Source organism: Agreia bicolorata (genome assembly GCF_000938265.1).
Lineage (GTDB): Bacteria > Actinomycetota > Actinomycetes > Actinomycetales > Microbacteriaceae > Agreia > Agreia bicolorata.
Genome location: NZ_JYFC01000002.1, coordinates 627,770 through 650,246 on the forward strand (window position 1 = coordinate 627,770; position 22,477 = coordinate 650,246).

At 66.2% G+C, this 22,477-nt stretch carries 19 protein-coding genes; 15 read left to right on the top strand and 4 right to left on the bottom strand.

The window, feature by feature from the left end:
* The first annotated feature begins 23 nt into the window (after window positions 1-23).
* The 7 genes from TZ00_RS06450 (at window position 24) to guaA (ending at window position 7,895) form a co-directional block, all read left to right on the top strand.
* Window positions 24-1,142 carry a GuaB3 family IMP dehydrogenase-related protein gene (locus tag TZ00_RS06450; protein WP_044440080.1) on the top strand — a complete coding sequence of 373 codons (1,119 nt, stop codon included), beginning with the start codon at window positions 24-26 and terminating at the stop codon, window positions 1,140-1,142.
* Window positions 1,143-1,199: 57 nt separating this feature from the next.
* Window positions 1,200-2,924 (top strand): glycerol-3-phosphate dehydrogenase/oxidase, encoded by a 1,725-nt coding sequence (locus TZ00_RS06455; protein ID WP_044440082.1) that lies wholly within the window; start codon window positions 1,200-1,202, stop codon window positions 2,922-2,924.
* A 122-nt stretch (window positions 2,925-3,046) separates the two neighbouring features.
* Window positions 3,047-3,580, top strand: coding sequence for a cation:proton antiporter regulatory subunit (locus tag TZ00_RS06460; RefSeq protein ID WP_044440084.1), 534 nt, complete (start codon window positions 3,047-3,049; stop codon window positions 3,578-3,580).
* A 3-nt stretch (window positions 3,581-3,583) separates the two neighbouring features.
* Window positions 3,584-5,029, top strand: a complete 1,446-nt coding sequence (locus tag TZ00_RS06465; protein WP_044440085.1) for a cation:proton antiporter — start codon at window positions 3,584-3,586, stop codon at window positions 5,027-5,029.
* The gene (locus TZ00_RS06470; RefSeq protein WP_152631098.1) at window positions 5,026-5,853 is read left to right on the top strand and encodes an SURF1 family cytochrome oxidase biogenesis protein; all 828 of its coding nucleotides are present in this window, start codon (window positions 5,026-5,028) and stop codon (window positions 5,851-5,853) included. Before TZ00_RS06465 ends, TZ00_RS06470 begins: the two co-directional genes overlap by 4 nt.
* Window positions 5,854-5,857: 4 nt before the next feature.
* Complete coding sequence (locus tag TZ00_RS06475) at window positions 5,858-6,310, top strand: DUF3817 domain-containing protein (RefSeq protein ID WP_044440088.1); 453 nt, start codon at window positions 5,858-5,860, stop codon at window positions 6,308-6,310.
* Window positions 6,306-7,895, top strand: a complete 1,590-nt coding sequence (guaA, locus tag TZ00_RS06480) for a glutamine-hydrolyzing GMP synthase (protein WP_044440447.1) — start codon at window positions 6,306-6,308, stop codon at window positions 7,893-7,895. The genes TZ00_RS06475 and guaA overlap by 5 nt, the downstream gene beginning before the upstream one ends.
* On the opposite strand, the gene TZ00_RS06485 is transcribed toward guaA, so the two are convergent.
* On the bottom strand, window positions 7,879-9,018 hold the full coding sequence (locus TZ00_RS06485) for a DUF418 domain-containing protein (RefSeq protein WP_052521347.1): 1,140 nt from the start codon (window positions 9,016-9,018) through the stop codon (window positions 7,879-7,881). The genes guaA and TZ00_RS06485 overlap by 17 nt on opposite strands.
* A 14-nt stretch (window positions 9,019-9,032) precedes the next feature.
* Entirely contained in the window at window positions 9,033-9,818 is a 786-nt protein-coding gene (locus TZ00_RS06490; protein ID WP_044440090.1) for a Bax inhibitor-1/YccA family protein, read from the bottom strand.
* A gap of 127 nt (window positions 9,819-9,945) precedes the next feature.
* Here TZ00_RS06490 and TZ00_RS06495 point away from each other — a divergent pair, with 127 nt between their 5' ends.
* Together TZ00_RS06495 and TZ00_RS06500 are read left to right on the top strand one after the other, a co-directional pair.
* Window positions 9,946-11,004 (top strand): glycerophosphodiester phosphodiesterase family protein, encoded by a 1,059-nt coding sequence (locus TZ00_RS06495; RefSeq protein ID WP_044440450.1) that lies wholly within the window; start codon window positions 9,946-9,948, stop codon window positions 11,002-11,004.
* 12 nt (window positions 11,005-11,016) lie between these two features.
* A complete protein-coding gene (locus tag TZ00_RS06500) occupies window positions 11,017-13,431 on the top strand; it encodes an ATP-dependent helicase (RefSeq protein WP_044440092.1) in 2,415 nt (804 codons plus the stop codon).
* A 66-nt stretch (window positions 13,432-13,497) separates the two neighbouring features.
* Here TZ00_RS06500 and TZ00_RS06505 read toward each other — a convergent pair whose 3' ends face one another.
* Both TZ00_RS06505 and TZ00_RS06510 read right to left on the bottom strand, forming a co-directional pair.
* Window positions 13,498-14,301, bottom strand: a complete 804-nt coding sequence (locus tag TZ00_RS06505) for an oxygenase MpaB family protein (RefSeq protein WP_238579599.1) — start codon at window positions 14,299-14,301, stop codon at window positions 13,498-13,500.
* A gap of 61 nt (window positions 14,302-14,362) precedes the next feature.
* A complete protein-coding gene (locus TZ00_RS06510; RefSeq protein ID WP_152631099.1) occupies window positions 14,363-15,919 on the bottom strand; it encodes a hypothetical protein in 1,557 nt (518 codons plus the stop codon).
* Between the two features lie 256 nt (window positions 15,920-16,175).
* Between TZ00_RS06510 and sucC the strand changes: the two genes are divergently transcribed.
* The 6 genes from sucC (at window position 16,176) to purH (ending at window position 22,470) form a co-directional block, all read left to right on the top strand.
* Complete coding sequence (gene sucC, locus TZ00_RS06515) at window positions 16,176-17,339, top strand: ADP-forming succinate--CoA ligase subunit beta (RefSeq protein WP_044440453.1); 1,164 nt, start codon at window positions 16,176-16,178, stop codon at window positions 17,337-17,339.
* 36 nt (window positions 17,340-17,375) lie between these two features.
* Entirely contained in the window at window positions 17,376-18,263 is an 888-nt protein-coding gene (sucD, locus tag TZ00_RS06520; protein WP_044440093.1) for a succinate--CoA ligase subunit alpha, read from the top strand.
* Window positions 18,264-18,346: 83 nt separating this feature from the next.
* Window positions 18,347-18,886, top strand: coding sequence for a hypothetical protein (locus tag TZ00_RS06525; protein ID WP_052521349.1), 540 nt, complete (start codon window positions 18,347-18,349; stop codon window positions 18,884-18,886).
* Window positions 18,887-18,938: 52 nt separating this feature from the next.
* A complete protein-coding gene (locus TZ00_RS06530; protein WP_052521350.1) occupies window positions 18,939-20,270 on the top strand; it encodes a cell division protein PerM in 1,332 nt (443 codons plus the stop codon).
* 2 nt (window positions 20,271-20,272) lie between these two features.
* On the top strand, window positions 20,273-20,866 hold the full coding sequence (purN, locus tag TZ00_RS06535; protein ID WP_044440456.1) for a phosphoribosylglycinamide formyltransferase: 594 nt from the start codon (window positions 20,273-20,275) through the stop codon (window positions 20,864-20,866).
* Window positions 20,863-22,470 carry a bifunctional phosphoribosylaminoimidazolecarboxamide formyltransferase/IMP cyclohydrolase gene (gene purH, locus TZ00_RS06540; RefSeq protein WP_044440094.1) on the top strand — a complete coding sequence of 536 codons (1,608 nt, stop codon included), beginning with the start codon at window positions 20,863-20,865 and terminating at the stop codon, window positions 22,468-22,470. Before purN ends, purH begins: the two co-directional genes overlap by 4 nt.
* The last annotated feature ends 7 nt before the right edge of the window (window positions 22,471-22,477 follow it).

The following is a 22,477-nucleotide window of genomic DNA, read 5'->3' on the forward strand; positions in this document are numbered from 1 at the left end:
ACCGGTAGGGTTGTCGGGTGAGTATGGAAATCGAAATCGGCCGCAACAAGCGGGGCCGTCGCGTCTACGCATTCGACGACATCGCGGTGGTGCCCTCGAGGCGCACCCGCGACCCGCAGGATGTGTCGATCAACTGGACGATCGACGCCTATCACTTCGACATGCCCGTGCTGGCGGCGCCCATGGACTCTGTGGTCTCACCGGCCACGGCCATCCGCATGGGACAGCTCGGTGGACTCGGCGTTCTCGACCTCGAGGGCGTCTGGACGCGCTACGAGAACCCGGAGCCGATCCTCGAGGAGATTCGCACGATCGATGCTGCGTCGGCGACGGCGCGCATGCGAGAGATCTACGCCGAGCCGATCAAGCCCGAACTCGTCACGGCCCGACTCGCCGAGATCCGCGCCGCAGGCGTCACCGTGGCCGCGGCTCTGTCGCCGCAGCGCACACAGGAGCTGTACGAGACGGTCGTCGCCGCCGGCGTCGACCTGTTCGTGATTCGAGGCACCACCGTCTCGGCCGAGCACGTCTCCAAGAGCACCGAGCCGCTGAACCTCAAGAAGTTCATCTACGAGCTCGACGTTCCGGTCATCGTCGGAGGCGCCGCGACCTACACGGCCGCCCTGCACCTCATGCGCACGGGCGCGGCCGGCGTGCTCGTCGGTTTCGGCGGGGGAGCCGCGTCGACCACCCGCACGACCCTCGGCATCCATGCCCCGATGGCCACGGCTGTCGCCGATGTCGCCGGAGCGCGCCGCGACTACATGGACGAGTCCGGAGGCCGTTACGTGCACGTGATCGCCGACGGTGGCCTCGGCACGTCGGGCGACATCGTGAAGGCCATCTCGGTCGGCGCAGACGCCGTGATGCTGGGCACCGCGCTGGCCCGGGCCACCGACGCACCCGGTGGTGGATACCACTGGGGCAGCGAGGCTCACCACACCCAGCTTCCGCGTGGAAACCGCGTTCACGTCGGTCAGGTAGCACCGCTGGAGGAGATCCTCAATGGGCCGTCGCCGGTGGCAGATGGAACGGCGAACCTCATGGGTGCTCTTCGCCGCTCGATGGCCACCACGGGATACTCCGACCTCAAGGAGTTCCAGCGCATCGACGTCGTGGTCGCTCCGTATCTCGCCCACTAGCCATCCGCCCCGGGTAAACTGAGGCCACCGATTCTCTTGAGGCGAGGAGGCCTGAAAATGGCTGAAGCGAACAGTGTGTCCAGGTCTGCGAAGCTAGGCCCCGAAGAGCGTGAAGCCGCAATCGAGGCGCTGAAGAGCAAAGAACTCGACATCCTGGTCGTGGGTGGTGGCATCGTCGGCGCCGGCTCCGCACTCGACGCGGCGACCCGCGGACTCCGCGTCGGAATCGTCGAGGCTCGCGACTGGTCGAGCGGAACGAGTTCGCGCTCCTCGAAGCTGGTTCACGGCGGCGTGCGCTACCTCGAGCAGCTCAACTTCAGTCTCGTTCGCGAGGCCCTGATCGAGCGCGGGCTCCTGCTGCAGCGCATCGCACCGCACCTCGTCAAGCCCGTTCGCTTTCTCATTCCGCTCAAGCGCCGATTCATCGACCGCTTCTACATCGGCGCCGGCATGGTGCTGTACGATCTCTTTTCTTACACCGGAGGCCGTCCGCCCGGCGTACCCCGCCACCGGCATCTGACTCGCGGCCAGGTGCAGCGAGCCATCCCGAGCATGGCCCATGACGCACTCATCGGCGGCATCACGTACTACGACGCGCAGGTCGACGATGCGCGCTACGGCGCTAGCGTCGTGCGCACCGCGTCGTTCTATGGCGCCCATGCGGCGAGCCGTGTTCGCGTAGAAGGATTCATCAAGGTGGGCCAGCGGGTCGTCGGCGTTCACGCCCACGACCTGCAGACCGGCGAGAAGTTCGACATCCGCGCGAAGCAGGTCGTCAACGCCACGGGCGTCTGGACGGACGACACCCAGGCGATGGTCGGAGAACGCGGACAGTTCAAGGTGCGGGCGTCGAAGGGTATTCACCTTGTCGTTCCACGCGATCGATTCCAGTCCTCAATGGGACTTCTTCTGCGCACCGAGAAGAGCGTGCTCTTCGTCATTCCGTGGGGCCGGCACTGGCTTGTAGGAACGACCGATACCGACTGGCACCTCGACAAGGCCCACCCTGCCGCCACTGCGGCCGACATCGACTACGTGCTCGAGCACGTGAACACGGTTCTGAATGTGCCCCTCACGCGCGACGACGTCGAGGGAGTCTACGCGGGCCTTCGTCCGCTGCTGGCCGGAGAGAGCGACCAGACCTCCAAGTTGTCTCGTGAGCATCTGGTCGCGCACTCGGTGCCCGGCCTCGTCGTGATCGCGGGCGGCAAGTGGACCACCTACCGGGTCATGGCCAAAGACGCCATCGACGCGGCGGTCTCGGCGCTCGACGGCAAGATCGCCGGCAGCGTCACAGAAGACATCGCTCTGCTCGGCGCAGAGGGCTACCAGGCGGCGTGGAACAAGCGCAGCAAGATCGCCCGCAAGTTCGGTGTGCACACGGTGCGCATCGAGCATCTGCTCAACCGCTTCGGAACGCTGACCGACGAACTGCTCGACCTCATCTCGTCGAACCCCGAGCTTGCCGAGCCGCTTCCGGGAGCCGACGACTACCTCGCTGCCGAGGTCGTGTACGCGGCGAGTCACGAGGGCGCGCTGCACCTCGAAGACGTGCTCGCGCGTCGGACTCGCATCTCGATCGAGGCGTGGGACAGGGGCGTCTCCGCGGCGCCGGTCGCAGCCCGACTGATGGCCGGGGTGCTCGGCTGGGACGAGGCGCGCATCGAACGCGAGGTCGCCAACTATCTTCGCCGGGTTGCTGCGGAGCGTGCGAGCCAGGAGCAGCCAGACGACGAGTCGGCCGATCGCATCCGGCTCGAGGCGCCGGACATCGCTGCGTAGGCGTAGCCCCTTCGACAAGCTCGGGGAACGCCTAGACAAGCTCAGGCAACGGACGTCTTCATCCGTCGCGCCGGTAGACTGGGATCTTCCGCCCGCCGTCAAGTTACCCGAGGAGTTCAGTCATGGTCGATGTCCGACGGGTAAAACTTCCGGGCGTGGGTGTGCTGCACACCTTCGTCACGGCAGACGGCGGCAAGGTCGGCGTCATCGCCCACCGCTCGGGCCACAGCGACTTGATCACGTTCTCCGACGAAGACAACACCTCTGACGCGGCCAAAGTCTCGCTTCGGCTCAGCGAAGACGAGGCACGTACTCTTGCCGAGCTTCTCGGCGGCACGCAGATCACCGAGTCGCTCACGGCCCTCGACCAGATTCCCGGCCTCAGCATCGACTGGTTCACGGTCGACTACGAAGACCACATCGCGGGGCAGCCGCTGGGCAACACGGCTGAGCGCGACATCGTCGGCCTCACGGTCGTCGCCGTCGTACGGGGTGAGTCGGCGAACCCCGCGCCCGCCCCCGACTTCAAGGTCTTCCCGGGCGACACCCTCGTGGTCGCCGGGTCGCCCGAGAAGGTCGCGAAGGCGTTCAATTTCTTCCGCACGGGCGAGATGCACTCCAAGAGCGGCACCGCCGACGGCTCTCCCGGGCGCTAGGCGATGCACTTCGGGCCCGATCTCCTCATTCTGGGCGCCCTATTCCTCATCGCCTATGTTCTCGGCCGGCTCGGCAAGAGCATCGGTCTGCCCGCGATTCCGATCTACATGGCTGTCGGACTTCTGGCGAGCCCCAACTTCCATCTCTTCCCGCTCGAGTTCGTTCACACCGAGTACATCGAGCTCATGGCCGTGTTCGGCCTCGTGCTGCTGCTGTTCAACCTGGGCCTCGAGTTCGATCAAGACGAGTTCTTCTCGAACGCCGGAAAGCTGATCATCTCCGGCGGCTCGTACATCGCGCTCAACATGGGGGCGGGGTTCGCGTTCGGGTTCATGCTCGGCTGGGGAACACGTGAGGCGCTCATCGTCGCGGGCATCACGGCCACGAGTTCGAGCGCCATCGTCACGAAACTGCTCATCGAGCTCAAACGTCTGGCGAACCCCGAGACGCCGATGATCCTCGGCGTCACCGTCGTCGAAGACATCTTCATCGCCATCTACCTGGCGATCGTGTCGGTCGTGCTGTCGGGAGAGACCGAGATCTGGCCTGTTGTGGGCAAGCTCGGCATCGCCTTCCTGTTCCTCATCGTGATGTTCACGGTGGCCCGGTGGGGCGGGCGCTTCGTGTCGCGCCTGTTCCGCACCAAAGACGACGAACTCTTCACAATTCTGTTCTTCGGCCTGGCGATCATGTTCGGCGGCATCGGCGAGATCCTCGGTGTCACGGATGCGATCGGCGCGTTCCTGATCGGCCTCGTGCTGGGCGCGACCCGCTACCGTAACCGCATCGAGCACATCGCGATTCCGTTGCGCGACGTCTTCGGCGCCTTCTTCTTTCTCAACTTCGGCCTTGGCCTCGACCCCACGAAGTTCGCGCCCGTGATCCTGCCCGTTCTCGGAGCCGTGCTGATGACCGTGGTCTTGAACGCGGGAGCCGGGCAGTTCGTCGCGTGGTTGAACAAGCTCGGTCCTCGTGCCGGAATCAACGCGAGCGTGATCCTGCAGAACAGGGGCGAGTTCGCCCTCATTCTCGCGACGCTGTCGCTGTCTGCGGGACTCGATGAACGCATCCAGCCGTTCGCGGGACTCTATGTTCTGATCATGGCGATCATGGGACCGATCCTCGCCGCGAATTCCGAAAAGATCTCGTCGTTGATTCTGCGCCCCAGGTCGGCTGCGGCGAAGGCGAGGAGCGTGCAGAGGACCCGTGACCCGATGCTCGACGAGGAGATCGCCCTCGTCGCCGCGGCCACGGCCGGGCAAGACACGTCATTGCCCAGAGCAGACGACGAATCGGAGCCCACGCTCGATACGACGCCGCGCGCCCAGGCTGCTCCGCAGGAACCAGTAACAGGCGACGTCGACGCCCTCATCGAGCAGGCCATGCGACAGTCGGATGGCCTCGGGCACAGTGATCGCGACACCCGCGAGAGAGACAGTGAATATTGACTCTGTTCAGCGTTATGCGGCGACCGAGATGGATCGCCGCCCTCGTGCTCGCCCTGGCCATCGCAGCCATCTTCGCCGGACTCGGCCAGTGGCAACTCGAACGCGCCGTCTCGAGCGGCCAGGTCGATGACCGGCCCACCGAGACCGTGAAACCTTTATCGGAGGTCGCTTCCCCGCAGCAGCCCGTGCTTGCCGTCGAAGCTGCGCAGAAGGTGCAGACGCGGGGCATCCTCGAGCCTGCCGACTACAGCATCTTGGCCGACAGGTTGAACGGAGATCGGCCGGGCTACTGGGTGATCGCCCATCTCTCGGTCGACGAGCCGGGCACCCCCGCGCTCGCCGTCGCGCTCGGCTGGGCGCCGGATCGTGAGTCGGCCGTCGCCGTACGCGACCGGTTGGCAGCCCAGCCCCGCGCATCCGACCCTGTGGCGGTCGAGGGTCGCTACATCGACCCTGACGCGCCCAATATCGACGACGCCCAGAAAGCGAAGGGCGGCGACTACGACATCACGACCATGAGTCCAGCGGCCCTGGTCAACATCTGGACGGCGTTGACCGATTCAACGGATGTCTATGGCGGGTACGTTATTTCGAGTGCGGCTCCAGACGGGCTCGACCTCATCGCCGCGCCTGAGCCGGACCGCTCGGTCGAACTCAACTGGCTCAATATCTTCTACGCGGTGGAATGGGTGATCTTCGCGGGCTTCGCGGTGTTCCTCTGGTATCGCCTTGCCCGCGACGCATGGGAGCGCGAGATGGAGGAACTCGAGGAGGCCGAACGCGACCTCGACGACCGGAGCCTCGTCGAGCACGGAATACACTAGACGTATGGCTCTCGAACCCAAACCCCGCGATTTTCCGCGTATTCGAAGCGCGGTCAAGCTCTACCGGGTTTCGTCCATCATCACGGGCGTGATGCTGCTGCTTCTCTGCCTCGAGGTCGTGCTCAAGTACGTTCCGGCGTTCGGCGTGGAGCTCGAGTTGGGCGGCCCGCAGGGGTTCCTCGCCCTGGTGCCCGCAGGCACTGTCACGGCCGTCAACCTGTCGACCGGCATCCTCATCGCCCACGGGTGGTTCTACGTTCTCTATCTGTTCGCCGACTTCCAGCTATGGAGCCGCATGCGCTGGCCCTTCTGGAAGTTCGTGCTCATCGCTCTCGGCGGCATCGTGCCGCTGCTTTCCTTCTTCCTCGAGGTCAGAATCGCCCGCGAAGTGAAGACGTACCTGGCCGGCCGTGAGGCCGAGCTGTCCGCATCCGCCCCCGTGGAGGTCACCCATTAGCACGCCCAGCCCCGACAGCCAGTCTCGGCCTGTCCTCGTCGTCGACTTCGGCGCGCAGTACGCCCAGCTCATCGCCCGTCGGGTGCGCGAGGCCAGCGTCTACTCGGAGGTCGTCCCGTCGTCGATCACGGCCGAGGAGGTCGCCGCAAAGTCTCCCGTGGGCATCGTGCTGTCGGGAGGCCCGTCGAGCGTGTACGAGCCCGGCTCGCCCGAGCTCGACCCCGCGATCTTCGACCTCGGCATCCCCGTCTTCGGCATCTGCTACGGATTCCAGGTGATGGCCCGCGCGCTCGGGGGCGAGGTGGCCAATACCGGACTCCGCGAGTACGGGTCCACCGACATGACGGTCACCGGTGAGGGCGGATCGCTCCTTGCCGGCCAGCCCGACTCGCAGACCGTCTGGATGAGCCACGGCGATTCGGTGTCGAAGGCGCCCGAGGGCTTCGAGGTTCTCGCCAGCACCTCGTCGACGCCCGTCGCGGCCTTCGGGTCGAAGGAACGACGCATGTACGGGGTGCAGTGGCACCCCGAGGTCAAGCATTCGGAGTTCGGACAGCGTGTGCTCGAGAACTTCCTGCACGACACGGCCGGCATTCCCGCCGACTGGACCAGCAGCAACGTCATCACCGATCAGGTCGCCCTGATCCGGGAGCAGGTCGGCGATGGCAAAGTCATCTGCGCGCTCTCCGGCGGTGTCGACTCATCGGTGGCCGGCGCGATCGTTCACCAGGCGGTCGGTGACCAGCTGACCTGCGTGTTCGTCGACCACGGTCTGCTGCGCCAAGGCGAGCGCGAGCAGGTCGAGATCGACTACGTCGCGTCGACCGGCGTGCGGCTCATCACCATCGATGCTCGCGAGCAGTTCATGGATGCCCTCGCGGGCGTCACCGACCCCGAGCAGAAGCGCAAGATCATCGGCCGGGAGTTCATCCGCAGCTTCGAGGCCGCCGCCGAGGCGCTCGTGCTCGAGGCCGCTGCGACCGATGGCGAGCCCGTCAAGTTCCTGGTGCAGGGCACCCTCTACCCCGACGTCGTCGAGTCGGGCGGCGGAACGGGCACGGCCAACATCAAGAGCCACCACAACGTCGGAGGCCTTCCCGAAGACCTGCAGTTCGAACTCGTCGAGCCGCTGCGCGCCCTGTTCAAAGACGAGGTGCGCGCCATCGGCCGTGAGCTCGGGCTGCCCGAGGCCATTGTGGGGCGCCAGCCGTTCCCCGGACCCGGCCTCGGCATCCGTATCGTCGGCGAGGTCACGTGGGAGCGGCTCGAACTGCTTCGTCAGGCCGACGCCATCGTGCGCGCCGAGCTCACCGCGGCGGGCCTCGACGACGAGATCTGGCAGTGCCCGGTCGTGCTTCTGGCCGACGTGCGCTCGGTCGGCGTTCAGGGCGACGGCCGTACCTATGGCCACCCGATCGTGTTGCGCCCCGTCTCGAGTGAGGACGCGATGACCGCCGACTGGACCCGCTTGCCTTACGACCTGCTGGCTCGCATCTCGAACCGCATCACCAACGAGGTGGCCGGCGTCAACCGCGTTGTGCTCGACGTCACGAGCAAGCCGCCGGGAACTATCGAGTGGGAGTAACGCTCGGGCTCAGCTGACCCGAGCTCGCTGCGCCACGTGGAGTCCTCCACGGTCGGCGCAGCGTCAGGCGTGCGAAGAGCCATTCGAGCGGCCCCTGCGTGAAACGCAGTCGCCACACGACTGAGAACACGAGCGAACCGGCCGCGAGGCAGAGGAACAGCATCCATGAGAATGCGTCGTCGGGCGCGTCCGGGTGCAGAGCCTCTACCGCGGCGATGGCGAGAACCTGTGCCGTGTAGATACTGAGAGGCATCGCTCCCGCCGCGATCAGAGGCCACAGGAGCCTGCGGCCGACAGCTCCCCTGACGCGTCCGACGCACGCAACGAGCAGCCCGATCACCGCGATGGCGAGCGCCCCGGAGGAGATCGCCTCCGTCGTCGTGTCGGTATGCGCTACAACGGGCTCGCCGAAGGCGCTGGACAGCCCGTATCCGAGCGCGGCCACGGTGACACCTCCGACGATCATCACCAGGTGCACACGAGGTTTCGTGACGCCGAATCGTGCGAGCGCGAGGCCGGCGAGCACATAGGCCAGCCACACCGGTGCGGGGTAGTAGGAGTCGAGCCAGGAGAGGGGAATCGCCAGCGGGTTGTCGTCGGCTACCGGCACTGCGCCATCCCATGAGGTGGCGGCGACGAGCGCGTCGACCACGGCAGGGCCGATGAGGGCGCACACGACGGCCGTGGCGGCCAGGGCCCAGCGGTTCAGGAACAGCAGCGGCACACACACCAGGAACAGAAAGCCGTACGAATCGAGAATGATCGCGATGTTCGTCTCGAGCAACCACAGGCAGAGGCCCAGGGCGATGAGCAGAAGGGCCCGGATGGCGATCGAGAGCCGGGCGCGTGCCCGCGAAGCCCCTGCGGTCGCGGTGCGGTCGACCGGATGCGCGCCGCCGGTCATCAGACCGAGCGAGATTCCGGCGAGCGTGGCAAACAGGATCGAGCTGCGGCCGTCGTAGAAGGCATTTCCGTCACCGGGCAGAGTGTGGGCCGCCAGCATGCCGAGGATGGCCAGACCTCGCGCCGCATCGAGACCCGGGATGCGAGTATCGCCGCGACGGGGAACAACGACGGCGGGGCCGCCCCGAAGGACGGCCCCGCCGTTGTCGTCTGTCGACACGCTGCTTCGAAAAGCTAGTTGCGGAAGATCGCGATGAGGCGAAGCAGCTCGACGTAGAGCCACACGAGCGTGACGGTGAGGCCGAAGGCTGCCGACCAGCCGTACTTGCGCGGGGCGCCGGTCTTGACACCGCGCTGCACGAAGTCGAAGTCGAGCACCAGCGAGTACGCCGCCATGATCACGGCGAGCACGCCGATGATGATGCCGAAGATGCCGGAGCGCAGGCCGAACACGTTGTCGGCGGGGAAGACGCCGGCGATCATGAGCACGAAGTTGAGCAGCGAGAAGACCGCGTAGCCGACCATGGCGATCAGGAAGATCTTGGTGGCCCGCTTGGACGCGCGGATCTTGCCGTTGGCGAAGAGCGCCAGGGTGGTACCGAAGACGGCAAGCGTGGCGAGCACGGCCTGCACGACGATGCCCTCGTACTTGGTCTCGAAGAATGCCGAGATGCCTCCGACGAAGAGCCCTTCTGCCGCGGCGTAAGCAATGATCAGCGCCGGCGACGGCTCGCGCTTGAAGGAGTTGACGAGTCCGAGCACGAGGCCTACGAGGGCGCCGATGATGAACAGGCCGGGCACGATCCAGCCGACGACGGCGCCGGCCAGGAGCACGGCAAACAGCAGCGCGGTCTTGACGATCGCGTCGTCATAGGTCATGCGCGATGTGTCGGCCGGTGTGGCAGACGGGCGCTCGTAGAGATCTTGCAGCTGTGTGCTCGACATCGTGGGCGCAGCATCGGCCGCACCCTTTCCGTTGAAGACAGGGTTGCGTGTGAACGCGGGGTTCGCCGACGGCATGAGTTCCTCTTGTACGTAGGTGGACGGAGTTCAAATCTACCGGGTCGACACGGGACCATGCCCGAGAATGAGGCCATTTCGCAGGGTTTTCGCGCAGGGCGGAGCCGATCCCGGCTACCGTGGTGGCGTGACCGCACCCCGTCTGCCTCTCGTCATCGGACATCGAGGTGCCCCGGGGTACCGCCCCGAGCACACCCGCTCGTCATACGAACTGGCCATCGCACTCGGTGCCGATGCCGTCGAACCCGACATCGTCGCATCCAGAGACGGAATTCTCGTGCTGAGGCACGAGAACGAGATCTCCGGAACCACGGACGTCGCGTCGCGCGCCGAATTCGCATCGCGCCGCACGACCAAGACCATAGACGGCGCACGGCAGAACGGCTGGTTCACCGAGGACTTCACCTGGGCGGAACTGTCGACGCTGCGTGCTCGCGAGCGTCTGCCGAAGATCCGACAGTCCAGCGCCTCGTTCGATCTGCAGGCACCGATCATGCGCCTGTCGGAGCTGCTGGAACTCCTCGATCGCGCCCGCGAAGAGACGGGCAGGCCGGTCGGGCTCGTCGCGGAGATCAAGCACGCGGCATATTTCGAGTCCATCGGCCTCCCCCTCGACGAGTTGGTCGCAGCCGAATTGACGAGCGCGGGGTGGAACTCCGGTGACGGCCGTCTCATCGTCGAGTCGTTCGAAAAGACGGTGCTCGATCAGCTGAGGAGCCGAGGCATCCGGTCGAAGAATGTTTTTCTGCTCGAGGCGGCCGGCTCGCCGCCCGACCTGGTCGCCCGCTTCGGTGCAGCGGCAGACAGCTATGCTTCGTTCCTCACTCGCGACGGTCTTCGGATGCTGCGGCGCGACCTCGAGGGCATCAGCGTCGACAGGCGCTTGATTCTGCCCCGGTCTGATCCGGACTCGAAAACGGCGTCGTCGACGCTGGTCGATGACGCGCACGCCGCTGGCCTCGAGATCTACTGCTGGACCCTGCGTCCGGAGAACCGCTTTCTCGACCGCCCCTTTCGGCGAGGCGACGACCCGTCGGCCTTCGGAGAGTGGCAGAGCGACTACGCGCTGATTCTCGCCACGGGCATCGACGGGGTGTTCGCCGATCAGGCAGATCTTGCGATCGCCGCCCGAGATGCCGTGTTCCGATCGTCTGTGTCGCGGGGAACTGTCGGAGGTTCGGCTTAAACTGGAGCCGACATGACAAGCCTCTTCGACCTTCCCTCGACCGATTCCGGCACCGCCGGCCTGAAGCCCGTCATTCTCGACGGTCAGGGGCAGGGGGCCGCGCACAGCGACCTGCTCGACGGCCTCAATCCCGAGCAGCGTGAGGCCGTCGAATACCGCGGTCCCGCCCTTCTCATCGTCGCCGGTGCAGGCTCGGGCAAGACCCGCGTACTCACCCATCGCGTGGCGAGCCTGATCGAGAGCCGCGAAGCGTGGCCGAGCCAGATTCTGGCGATCACCTTCACGAACAAGGCCGCCGCCGAGATGCGCGAGCGCGTAGAACAGTTGCTGGGCCAGGCCTCTCAGGGCATGTGGATCTCGACCTTCCACTCGGCGTGCGTTCGAATTCTGCGCAGAGAGGCCGAGAATTTCGGCTTCACCAAAAGTTTCACCATCTACGACTCGGCCGACAGTCGTGTGCTCATCAAGCGCATCATCAAGGAGCTTCAGGCCGACACCTTCGGGTTCACCGTCGGCTCGGTCTCCGCCAAGATCTCGAAGCTCAAGAACGAACTCGCCGACGTCGAGAGCTACGCGCGCACGGCGAATTTCGCCGACCCGCAAGAGGCCCTCTTCGTCGAGATCTTCCGCCAGTACACGCGCAGTCTGCAGGCGGCGAATGCCTTCGACTTCGACGACCTGATCAGCCAGACCGTGTTCCTGTTCCGCGCTTTCCCTCAGGTGGCCGAGCAATATCGGCGTCGGTTCCGGCACATCCTCGTCGACGAGTATCAAGACACGAACCACGCGCAGTACTCCCTCATCCGCGAGCTCACCCTGTCGCCCGGGTCGGTCGACCCCGGACAGCCGCCCGTCGCGGGCGCCTCACTCACGGTGGTCGGCGACTCCGATCAGTCGATCTACGCGTTCCGTGGGGCCGACATCCGCAACATCGTCGAGTTCGAGCGCGACTACCCGGGCGCCAAGGTGGTTCTTCTCGAACAGAACTACCGCTCGACCCAGAACATTCTCTCGGCGGCCAACGCCGTGATCTCGAACAACTTCGATCGCAAAGACAAAAAACTGTGGACTGCGATCGGTGACGGCGACAGAATCCTCGGCTATACGGGCTATTCGGGCCACGACGAGGCTCAGTTCGTGGCAGACGAGATCGCCAAGCTGCACGACGCAGGAACCGCCTACAAAGACATCGCCGTCTTCTACCGCACGAATGCGCAGACGCGTGCGCTCGAAGAGATCTTCATCAGGTCGGCTCTGCCGTATCGGGTGCTCGGCGGCACGAAGTTCTATGAGCGCGCCGAGATCAAAGACGTGATGGCCTATCTGATCTCCGTCGCCAACCCGCAGGATGCGCTGGCGCTCCGGCGCATCCTGAACAGCCCGAAGCGGGGAATCGGCCCCGCGACAGAAACCCAGCTTGCGAGTTTCGCCGAGGCCAACGAGATCACCTATCGTGAGGCCATGCGCCAGGCGGGCTCCCTTGGCCTGGGGCCCAAGGTCACGTCGGCGATCCTGCAGTTGGCGGGGCTGCTCGACGAGGCATCCGAACTCATCGATCCCGAGCGTGAACAGGGCCCCGCCCCCGTGTTCGATGTTCTTGCCCTTCTGCTCGAGAAGAGCGGCTACCTCACGGCGCTGCGTGCCAAGCGTGACCCGCAAGACGAGGCGCGGGCCGAGAACGTCGAAGAACTTCTGGCGGTCACGAAGGAGTTCGGCAAGAACAACCCCGACGGCGGGCTCATCGACTTTCTCACCGAGGTGTCACTGGTCGCTGCGGTCGACGACCTCGACGACTCCAGCGGAACCGTGTCGCTGATGACGTTGCACACGGCCAAGGGGCTCGAATTCGAGGCCGTGTTCCTCACCGGCATCGAAGAAGATCTGCTTCCACACCGTATGTCGGCGAATGAGCCGGGCGGGCCGGCAGAAGAGCGTCGCCTGTTCTACGTGGGCATCACCCGCGCGCGCAAGCGCCTCTATCTGTCGCTGGCCATGACCCGCGCCCAATACGGCGAGACCGCGGTGGCGATGCCCAGCAGATATCTGCAGGAGATCCCGGCCGAGCTGATCGAGTGGGTGCAGTCTCCCGGCATGGCCACGTCGCGCGGCGGCACTCAGCCGCGCGCACTCAACGCGAATCGCTCGTCGCGGCAGGGGTGGGGGTCGACCGGCTCTCAAGGCTCGAGCGACTTCCCTGCTCTTCCGCCGCGTCCGAAAGCAGAGTGGGCCAACACGATCACCAACAAGGTGCGGGACAACGGCGACCTCGAGCTGGCCGCCGGTGACCGCATCCGGCACAGCGATTTCGGTGAGGGCCGGGTGAACCAGGTCACAGGTGAAGGAACGAAGCGCGTGGCACACGTGATGTTCGAGAGCGCCGGCGCCAAGAAGCTGCTGATCAAGATCGCGCCGATCGAGAAGGTCTGATCTAGAAAGGCCAGCTCGAGAAGATTCAGATCGACAAAACCCAGCGTCGACCCGCGGCTTGGCTGCTTATTTCGACACCGACCTCAGGGCCTGGTCGCGGGGCAGATGCCGCAGTGCACGCGGCAGGCGGGGGTACACGGCGCGAGTGATCGCCATGATGCAGCCGAAGAAGCGTCGTCGGGCGGGCGACCACGGCAACTGGAACGCCTGCCGAATCGACGCGGGTAGAAGTCCTGCGGTCACGAGTCGAGCTAAGGGCATGGCGGCTGTGAGCCACAGTGGCGCCGCGGCCGGGTGAAGGAGGGCAGCCGCAACCCGTCTTATCGTCTCGTCGGTCTGCAGCGTCTCGAGTTCGTGTGAGAAGTAGGCACGGAAGGCGGCTCTGTCTGCGGGCCACATTTCTCGGGGAACCTGAAGCGCGGTTCCGAGTACCGCGTAGTCCTGATAGATCCGTTCGGCAGACGCATCGTCGAGCGCCCCGTATACGCGTTCGTGCATGTCTATCGCCGAGTCATAGAGAGTTGCCGCTACCCACAGTTGCAATCGGGGGTCGAAGGCGGAGTACGACGGGCCGACCGCATCCGCTGCCCCGCGCACCGGTCCGTGTGCACGTGAGACCGAACGAACCACCGCGTCGACCTGGGCAGAGGTGCCGTAGACGACCGTGTAGACGTACTCGAGGGTGCGGGCGAGCCGATCGAGTGGACGTGCGGCGAAGTCGCTGTGCTCAGCAACCCCGCGCCCCACTGCCGGATTGGCGAGTTGCAGCAGAATGGCGCGACCCGCGGCGCCGACCAGCACCGACTCGGCGGCGATGTCGCGGATGCCCAGGCTGCCCGACTCTGTTGCGCTCGAAAGGGGGTCGGCCACGGGGTTCCTCTCTGACCAAGGCATTGGATGCGGCGCGGGACCGGAGAGGAACCCCGACGGCTCAGTCTGTTGCCGGCTGCATAAGGCGGGTCGTCAGCCGACGACGCAACAGTACCCCGATGCCCAGGAGAGTTCCCAGAGTCAGCGCGGCGCCTGACGCCAGCGCCAGGGTGCCGGTTCCGGCGGCGCCGGTGTCGGCGAGAACGGGTGCCACTGCCGGCGCCACTGGAGCGGGCGGAACCTCAGGCGCGGGCGGTGGGGCGACGAACGTGACCTCGCTTGCCGTGCCGAAGGCCGATTGCCACGGCAGGATTCGCGTGCCGCCCTGTTCGACCGGAGTCCGGGAGGGGCTGATGCGCTCGACCCATACGAAGTAGCCGCTGCCGGGAAGAATGCACTCGGGCGTTCGATAGGTTCCCGGCCCGGTCTCGATGCGCACTTCGACGGTGCAGACGACCGGTGCCCCTGTCGGCGGCTCTGCGGCGGGTGCGATGGGATCGCTGAACGGGCCGAGGAGCGAACTCTCGACCACAACCGGAATAGGAAGCATGCCGTTCTCGTCGACGGCCGGAACGGCGCCGGCGGCCGGGGGCGTCGACGGCCGGTAGAGACCCCAGCCGGGCAGCAGATCGCCACGTGTCTCGTCGACCAGCGCCGACACGGTGAGCTCGTCGCTGATCGCCTCGCCTGCGCCGGCCGTGGCCGCGCTGGTCTTCGTCGCCACGATGGGCTGGAAGCTCTTGGTCGAGGGAACAGTGGACGTGACTGTCGCGCTGCCCGAGGCGGAGCCTGGACGGGCGACGAGCACCTGCTGCACGTCGTCGCCGGCGTGGCCTGCAGTGAACGCGGAACCGTAGGGGAGGTCGTTGTAGCGCACCGAGGCGACGACCGTAGAAGTCGGGTCGGTTCCCGTTGTCGTGATGGACAGGGTCTCGCCATTCGATATCGTGCGTTCGGCCTTTCCATCGTCGAAGACGGCTCCGGACAGGCTCATCGTGCCCGAGTGGCTGTTGGGTGCCAGCGCTGTAGGTCCGGTCGACAGAAAGTCGACGGTCAGACCGCTGGTGACGGTCATGCGCCCGTCGTCGTCGGCGGGTGTCAGCGCGACCGAAGCCATGACCCCTCGCGATGCGCCCGACGGTGCGTCTGCCGCCGCAAGAAGCTGGCTGCTCCTGTCGAGCACCGCCTGCCCTGAGGCGCCCGCTCGTTGCGCGTAGTACTCGGGGCTTCGGCCGTCGAGCCCGGCGATTCTCCAGGTCGCGAGCTGACCGGCTGCGGCTTCGGTGGGATCGGCGGAGGGCGCAGCGGTGCGAGAGATGTATGCCAGGCGAGCGAGATCGTCTGTGGCGAAGCGGCCGAGGGCAGCCCCATCGACGAACTGGTAGTCGTGCCCGGTGGGAGCCTTCTTGCCTACCTCGAGGCAGAACACGAGTGAGCCGTCGTCGAGTCGGTATGAGCCGATCCATGAGACGCCGTTCTCGGAGAGATGGCCCACCCCGTGCCCGGTGGATATGGCGGCGGTGGCAGGAGGAGCTCCCGCGAGGAGAAGACCGAGGGTCGTCGCGACGGTGGTGAGTGCGGTGAGTATGGCGGCGGACCGCCGGCGTGGTTGTGTCATGCCGATCACCCTCTCGGACCGGGCCAGAGCAGTGGGGCCCTGGACCGCCCTCCGTGGAATGCGGTCTCGCTTGCGGGATTGTGGAGGACGAGGCATCCTGTGACTCGCATGTGGCCCTCTTCTTCGGGCGGTAAGGTGGCAGACGGCGAAAGTCTGCGGCGGAGCAGCAAATCTGTCGGCCGTGACTCGCAGGAGTACTCTTCGAGCCGAGCACCAACCCCCGTGCTCGGCTGAGACCTAAGCGGATTGGATGAGCGTGGATCTGTTCGAATACCAGGCACGAGACCTGTTTGAAAGCTATGGGGTTCCGGTCCTTCCGGGTATCGTCGCGGACACACCCGATGAGGTGCGTGCCGCGGCCGAGAAGCTCGGTGGCGTGACCGTCGTCAAGGCGCAGGTCAAGGTCGGAGGCCGCGGAAAGGCCGGCGGCGTCAAGGTCGCGAAGGACCCCCAGGCGGCGTTCGAGGCAGCCGAGTCGATTCTCGGCCTCGACATCAAGGGCCACGTGGTGAAGCGCGTCATGGTCGCGGGCGGTGCGCGCATCGCCGAGGAGTTCTACTTCTCCGTGCTCCTCGACCGGGCCAACCGCTCGTACCTGTCGCTGACCAGCTACGAGGGCGGAATGGAGATCGAGCAGCTCGCCGTCGAGCGCCCGGAAGCGCTCGCGCGCATCGAGGTCGATCCCATCGCCGGCATCGACCTGGAGACGGCCAAGTCCATCGCCGTGGCCGCGAAGTTCCCCGCGGAGCTCGTCGACAAGGTCGCCCCGGTCTTCGTGAAGCTCTGGGAGGTCTACAAGGGTGAGGACGCGACGCTCGTCGAGGTCAACCCGCTCGTTCTCACCGAGGAGGGCGACATCATCGCCCTCGATGGCAAGGTGACTCTCGACGAGAACGCCGGATTCCGTCACCCGAACCACGAGGCTCTCGAAGACAAGGATGCGGCAGACCCGCTCGAGGCCAAGGCGAAGGCGGCCGACCTCAACTACGTGAAGCTCGACGGCGAGGTGGGAGTCATCGGCAACGGTGCCGGCCTCGTGATGTCGACCCTCGATGTCGTCTCCTACGCGGGCGAGAAGTACAACGGCGTGAAGCCGGCCAACTTCCTCGACATCGGCGGCGGAGCATCGGCCGCTGTCATGGCCGCGGGCCTCGACGTGATCCTCGGCGACGAGCAGGTCAAGAGCGTCTTCGTCAACGTCTTCGGCGGAATCACCGCGTGCGACGCCGTGGCCAATGGAATTCTCGGCGCCCTCGAGGTTCTCGGCGACTCCGCGACCAAGCCGCTCGTGGTCCGCCTCGACGGCAACAAGGTCGACGAAGGCCGCGCGATCCTCGCCGCAGCCAACCACCCGCTCGTCACACTGGCGACCACCATGGACGAGGGCGCCGACAAGGCCGCCGAGCTCGCCTCCCTCTGACGATTTCCTCGCGACGAAGTAAGGACCACAACAAGAATGTCGATTTTCCTCAACAAGGACTCCAAGGTCATCGTGCAGGGCATCACCGGAGGTGAGGGCACCAAGCACACCGCCCTCATGCTGGCCGCCGGCACGAAGATCGTGGGCGGCGTGAACGCGCGCAAGGCGGGAACGACCGTCACCCACGGCGAACTCGAACTGCCCGTCTTCGGCACGGTGGCCGAGGCCATCTCCACCACGGGCGCCGACGTGTCGATCGCCTTCGTTCCGCCGGCCTTCGCGAAAGACGCCATCATCGAGGCGATCGACGCGGAGATCCCGCTGCTGGTCGTCATCACCGAAGGCATTCCCGTCGGTGACGCGGCGGAGGCCTGGGCCTACGCCAAGCAGAAGGGCAACAAGACCCGCATCATCGGTCCGAACTGCCCCGGCATCATCACGCCCGGCGAGTCGCTGGTCGGCATCACCCCTGCCAACATTACGGGCAAGGGCCCGATCGGCCTCGTCTCGAAGTCGGGCACGCTGACGTACCAGATGATGTTCGAGTTGCGCGACCTCGGCTTCTCGACGGCCATCGGCATCGGCGGAGACCCCATCATCGGCACCACGCACATCGATGCACTCGCGGCATTCGAGGCAGACCCCGAGACGAAGGCGATCGTGATGATCGGCGAGATCGGCGGAGACGCCGAGGAACGCGCCGCAGAGTTCATCAAGGCCAACGTGACGAAGCCTGTCGTGGGCTACGTCGCCGGATTCACCGCGCCCGAGGGCAAGACGATGGGCCACGCCGGCGCCATCGTCTCCGGCAGCGCGGGAACCGCGCAGGCCAAGAAGGAGGCCCTCGAGGCCGCCGGGGTGCGCGTCGGCAAGACGCCGAGCGAAACCGCTGCGCTGTTGCGCGAGGTCTACGCGGCGCTCTGATCTCGAGCACGACCGGCGGCGGGCATCCTCTTCTCTAAGATGAGGATGCCCGCCGTTCTTGTGGCCCGGGAGGAGGGGTATCGATGTCCGAATCGCTGGGGGCCGACCCCGCCGAGCAGCCGATGGCACAGCTGAGCCGATGGCATCGCATCCGGCACGCGCTGGTGACGCCCGAGCTGATCTACGGAACCATCATGAGTTCCGCGGTGATCGCGGTCGCTGAAAGCGACGATGACGACTTCGACGTCTTCGTGGTCACGATCGTGACGATGCTCGTGTTCTGGGCGGCCCATGTCTTCGCGACCGCTGTGGCGAACCACGGCGTGCGCGGCGGCCGAATCATCGGCATCGGTCAGGCATTCCGCGACGGCGTGCATCACTCGAAGGGTCTGCTGTACGCCTCGGTCGTGCCACTGGTCTTCCTCATCCTCGGAGCAACGGGCGTGCTCGACGAGACCGTGGGGTATTTCGTTGCGCTCCTCGTGGGCATGGTGGTGCTGGGCATTCTCGGGTGGATGGCCTTCGCCGACCGAGGCAGCCCGTGGCCTGTGAGACTGCTCGGCAGCATAGGAACGGCGCTCTTCGGACTTGTCATCGTCGTGTTGAAGGCAGTCCTTCACTAGAGCGGCGGGGTGAGGCGTCGACTCAGCCGACAGGGGGTACGCTCGGCACGGCATGAATCGACCATTTACCGCATTCCTCGCGTTCCTCGACGCACTCCTCGTCGGGGCCCTCGGCCTTGGAATCCTCCTGATTCCCCTGACCGTCCTCTGGCTCACCCAGTTCGAGCTCGCCGTCGACTACGGCGCGTTCTGGAGAGTCGCGGCCAACTTCTGGCTGCTCGGCAACGGCGTCGATCTGCTCGTCACGATCGATCCGACTCTCGCGCTGCAACTTGCCCTGCAGGGCGCTGGCGTGCCCTTCGATATCGGCTTCGCCCCGTTGGGTGTGGCCGTGCTGACGGTTCTGCTCGGGTGGAGGTCTGGCCGGCGGCTCGCCGACTCGGAGCATCGCCTGCTCGGCTCGGCCGTGGGCGTTCTGACCGTTGCGGCGATCGGATGGCTGGTCGCCGTCGGGGCCGGCTCCGACAGCGCCCGGCCGTCGGTCATACAGGCATTGGTCTTCCCGGCGGCCATCTACGCGATCGGCATGGCGACGAGCCTGTTCTCCCGTTCCGATTTCTCAGCCGCGGCCGATCCCGCGGGCCAGGCCGTCGACATCCTCGCCCGTAGCCTTCGTGAGATCGTCGACCGCACGCCGGCGCCTCTGGCGACCGTGCTGTCGCTCGCGGCCCGCGGCGGTGCCATGGCTGTCGCCGGTCTCGTGGCGGTCGGCGGGATCGTGGTCTTCGTGCTCATTCTCGGGCACTACGGTCAAATCATCTCGCTGTACGAGTCCCTCCAATCGCAGCTCGTGGGGGGCATCGCTCTGACCGTCGGTCAACTCTCGATCGTGCCGAACATGGTCATCTGGGCCACCTCGTGGTTGCTCGGCCCCGGGTTCACCCTCGGCTCGGGCAGCATCGTGTCACCGCTCGGAACGCAGGTGGGTCTGATCCCCGCGCTGCCGATTCTCGGGGCCCTGCCGCAGGGGGCGCCTGCCCTCGGCTACGCGGTGATCGTGGTTCCCGTCATCATCGGCTTCGTGGTGGGCGTTCTGCTGAAGCCTCGGCTCACGACCGCGGGCGCTGCGGCGTCGCCCGTGGTTCTCGTGCTGTCTGGCCTTGGAGTCGGTGTCGTCGGTGCCAGCTTGCTTGCCCTGCTCGCTATCTGGTCGGGAGGAGCCGCGGGCCCCGGAAGGCTCGTTGACATCGGCCCTGATCCGGCGGCCGTCTGGCTGTGGTCGGCGCTCGAGCTCGCTCCCAGCGCCGTGCTCGGACTCACCGTAGGCCTCACCCGACGTCTGTTCTCCCGGTCTTCGGGGGCCTACGGGGTCGACGGCGGCACTGACGAACGTCTCGCTGGCCTCGGCCGCGCGGGCTCGGAGTCGGATACCAATAAACTGTGACGGTGCTGTCGCTGGTCGTACTCATCTCCGGCGGAGGGTCCAACCTCCGCGCCCTCCTCGACGCGCAGTCCGACGCCGAGTTTCCGGCCCGGATCGTGGCCGTCGGGGCAGACAATGACGCTGCAGGCCTCGCCCACGCCGAGGAGTTCGGAATCCCCACCTTCACGGTGCCACCGACCTCGTTCGAGTCGCGTGCGGCCTGGGGAGACGAACTGCTTGAGCAGATCCAGGTGTGGAACCCCGACCTCGTCGTCTGCGCCGGGTTCATGCGCATCCTGCCGCCGCGCGTCGTGGCGGCCCTGTCTCCGCAGCTGATCAACACGCATCCCGCCTTGCTTCCCGCCTTTCCCGGCGCCCACGCCGTGCGCGATGCACTGGCCGCGGGAGTCGCGCAGACCGGAGTCACCGTGCACATCGTCGACGAGGGTGTCGACACCGGCCCTGTGATCGTGCAGGAGGCCGTGGCGATCGAGCCCGGCGACACCGAATCCGAACTTCACGAACGAATCAAGACGATCGAGCGGCGCCTCCTCACCCAGGCCGTGCTCGACATCGCGAACAGCAGAGTCAACCTCAGGGAGCTAGCCACAGCATGAGCGGTCCAATCCACGATCCGAACCTCTACACCCACCGCGATGTCGTGCGCATCGAGCGGGCACTGATCTCGGTGAGCGACAAGACAGGGCTCCTCGAGCTCGCCGCGGCCCTCGCCGACGTGGGAGTCGAGATCGTGTCGACCGGTTCGACCGCCCAGACCATCGCCGACGCGGGCTTCGCCGTCACCGAGGTGAGCCAGGTCACCGGCTTTCCAGAGTCGCTCGACGGTCGTGTCAAGACGCTGCACCCGGCTGTGCACGCCGGCATTCTTGCAGACCTCCGGCTCGAGTCGCACAAGGCTCAGCTCGACGAGCTCGGCATCCGTGCGTTCCAGCTCGTTGTGGTGAACCTCTACCCGTTCCGCGAGACCGTTGCATCGGGAGCAGAGGGCTCCGCCGTGATCGAGCAGATCGACATCGGGGGACCGGCGCTCGTGCGTGCGTCGGCCAAGAACCACGCCAACGTCGCGATCGCCGTCTCGCCGTCGAGCTATGCCGGCATCATCGAGTCGCTGCCCGCCGGCACCACGCTCGAGAGCCGTCGAGCCCTCGCCGCTGAGGCGTTCGCCCACACGGCCGCCTACGACACGGCCGTGGCCGCGTGGTTTGCCGACACGGCGACGGATGGCGTGGCCGCCGAGACGGCCGGCCTCGGCGACGCGGTGACGATCGAGGGCACCCGGTCGGCGACCCTGCGTTACGGGGAGAACTCGCACCAGCCCGCCGCCCTGTACGTTCGCGACAACGGGCAGGGCATCGCTCAGGCGACCCAGCTGCACGGCAAGGAGATGTCGTACAACAACTACGTCGATGCCGATGCCGCCGTGCGTGCTGCTTTCGACTTCGCAGAACCCGCCGTGGCCATCATCAAGCACGCCAACCCGTGCGGCATCGCCGTGGCGCAGCCGACCGACGAGGATGCGATCGCGGGCGCGCACGCCCGGGCCCACGCGTGCGACCCCGTGTCGGCCTTCGGCGGCGTGATCGCGGCGAACCGCACGGTGACGCGCGCCATGGCCGAGGGCGTCGCCGAGATCTTCACCGAGGTTCTCGTAGCCCCGGACTTCGAGCCCGAGGCGCTGGAGATTCTGCAGATCAAGAAGAACCTCCGACTGTTGAAGCTTCCGGCAGGGTTCCACCGCGATGAGACGGAGATCCGCCAGATCAGCGGAGGTTTCCTCGCCCAGAAGCCCGACGGGTTCGACGGGTTCAGCTCGGTGAAGTGGCAGCGGGTGGCCGGCAAGCACGTCGACGACGCCACCCTGGCCGATCTCGAATTCGCCTGGAAGGCGTGCCGCTCGGTCAAGTCCAACGCGATCCTGCTTGCGTCCGACGGCGCATCCGTCGGTGTCGGAATGGGCCAGGTCAACCGGGTCGACTCCTGCCATCTGGCCGTGACGCGGGCGGGCGACCGTGCCGCTGGATCCGTCGCAGCATCCGATGCCTTTTTCCCCTTTGCAGACGGACTGCAGGTGCTCATCGACGCGGGTGTGACAGCGGTTGTTCAGCCTGGCGGATCGGTTCGTGACGCAGAGGTGATCGAGGCAGCCCAGGCTGCGGGAGTCACCATGTACTTCACAGGTGAGCGCCACTTCTTCCACTAGCAACGCC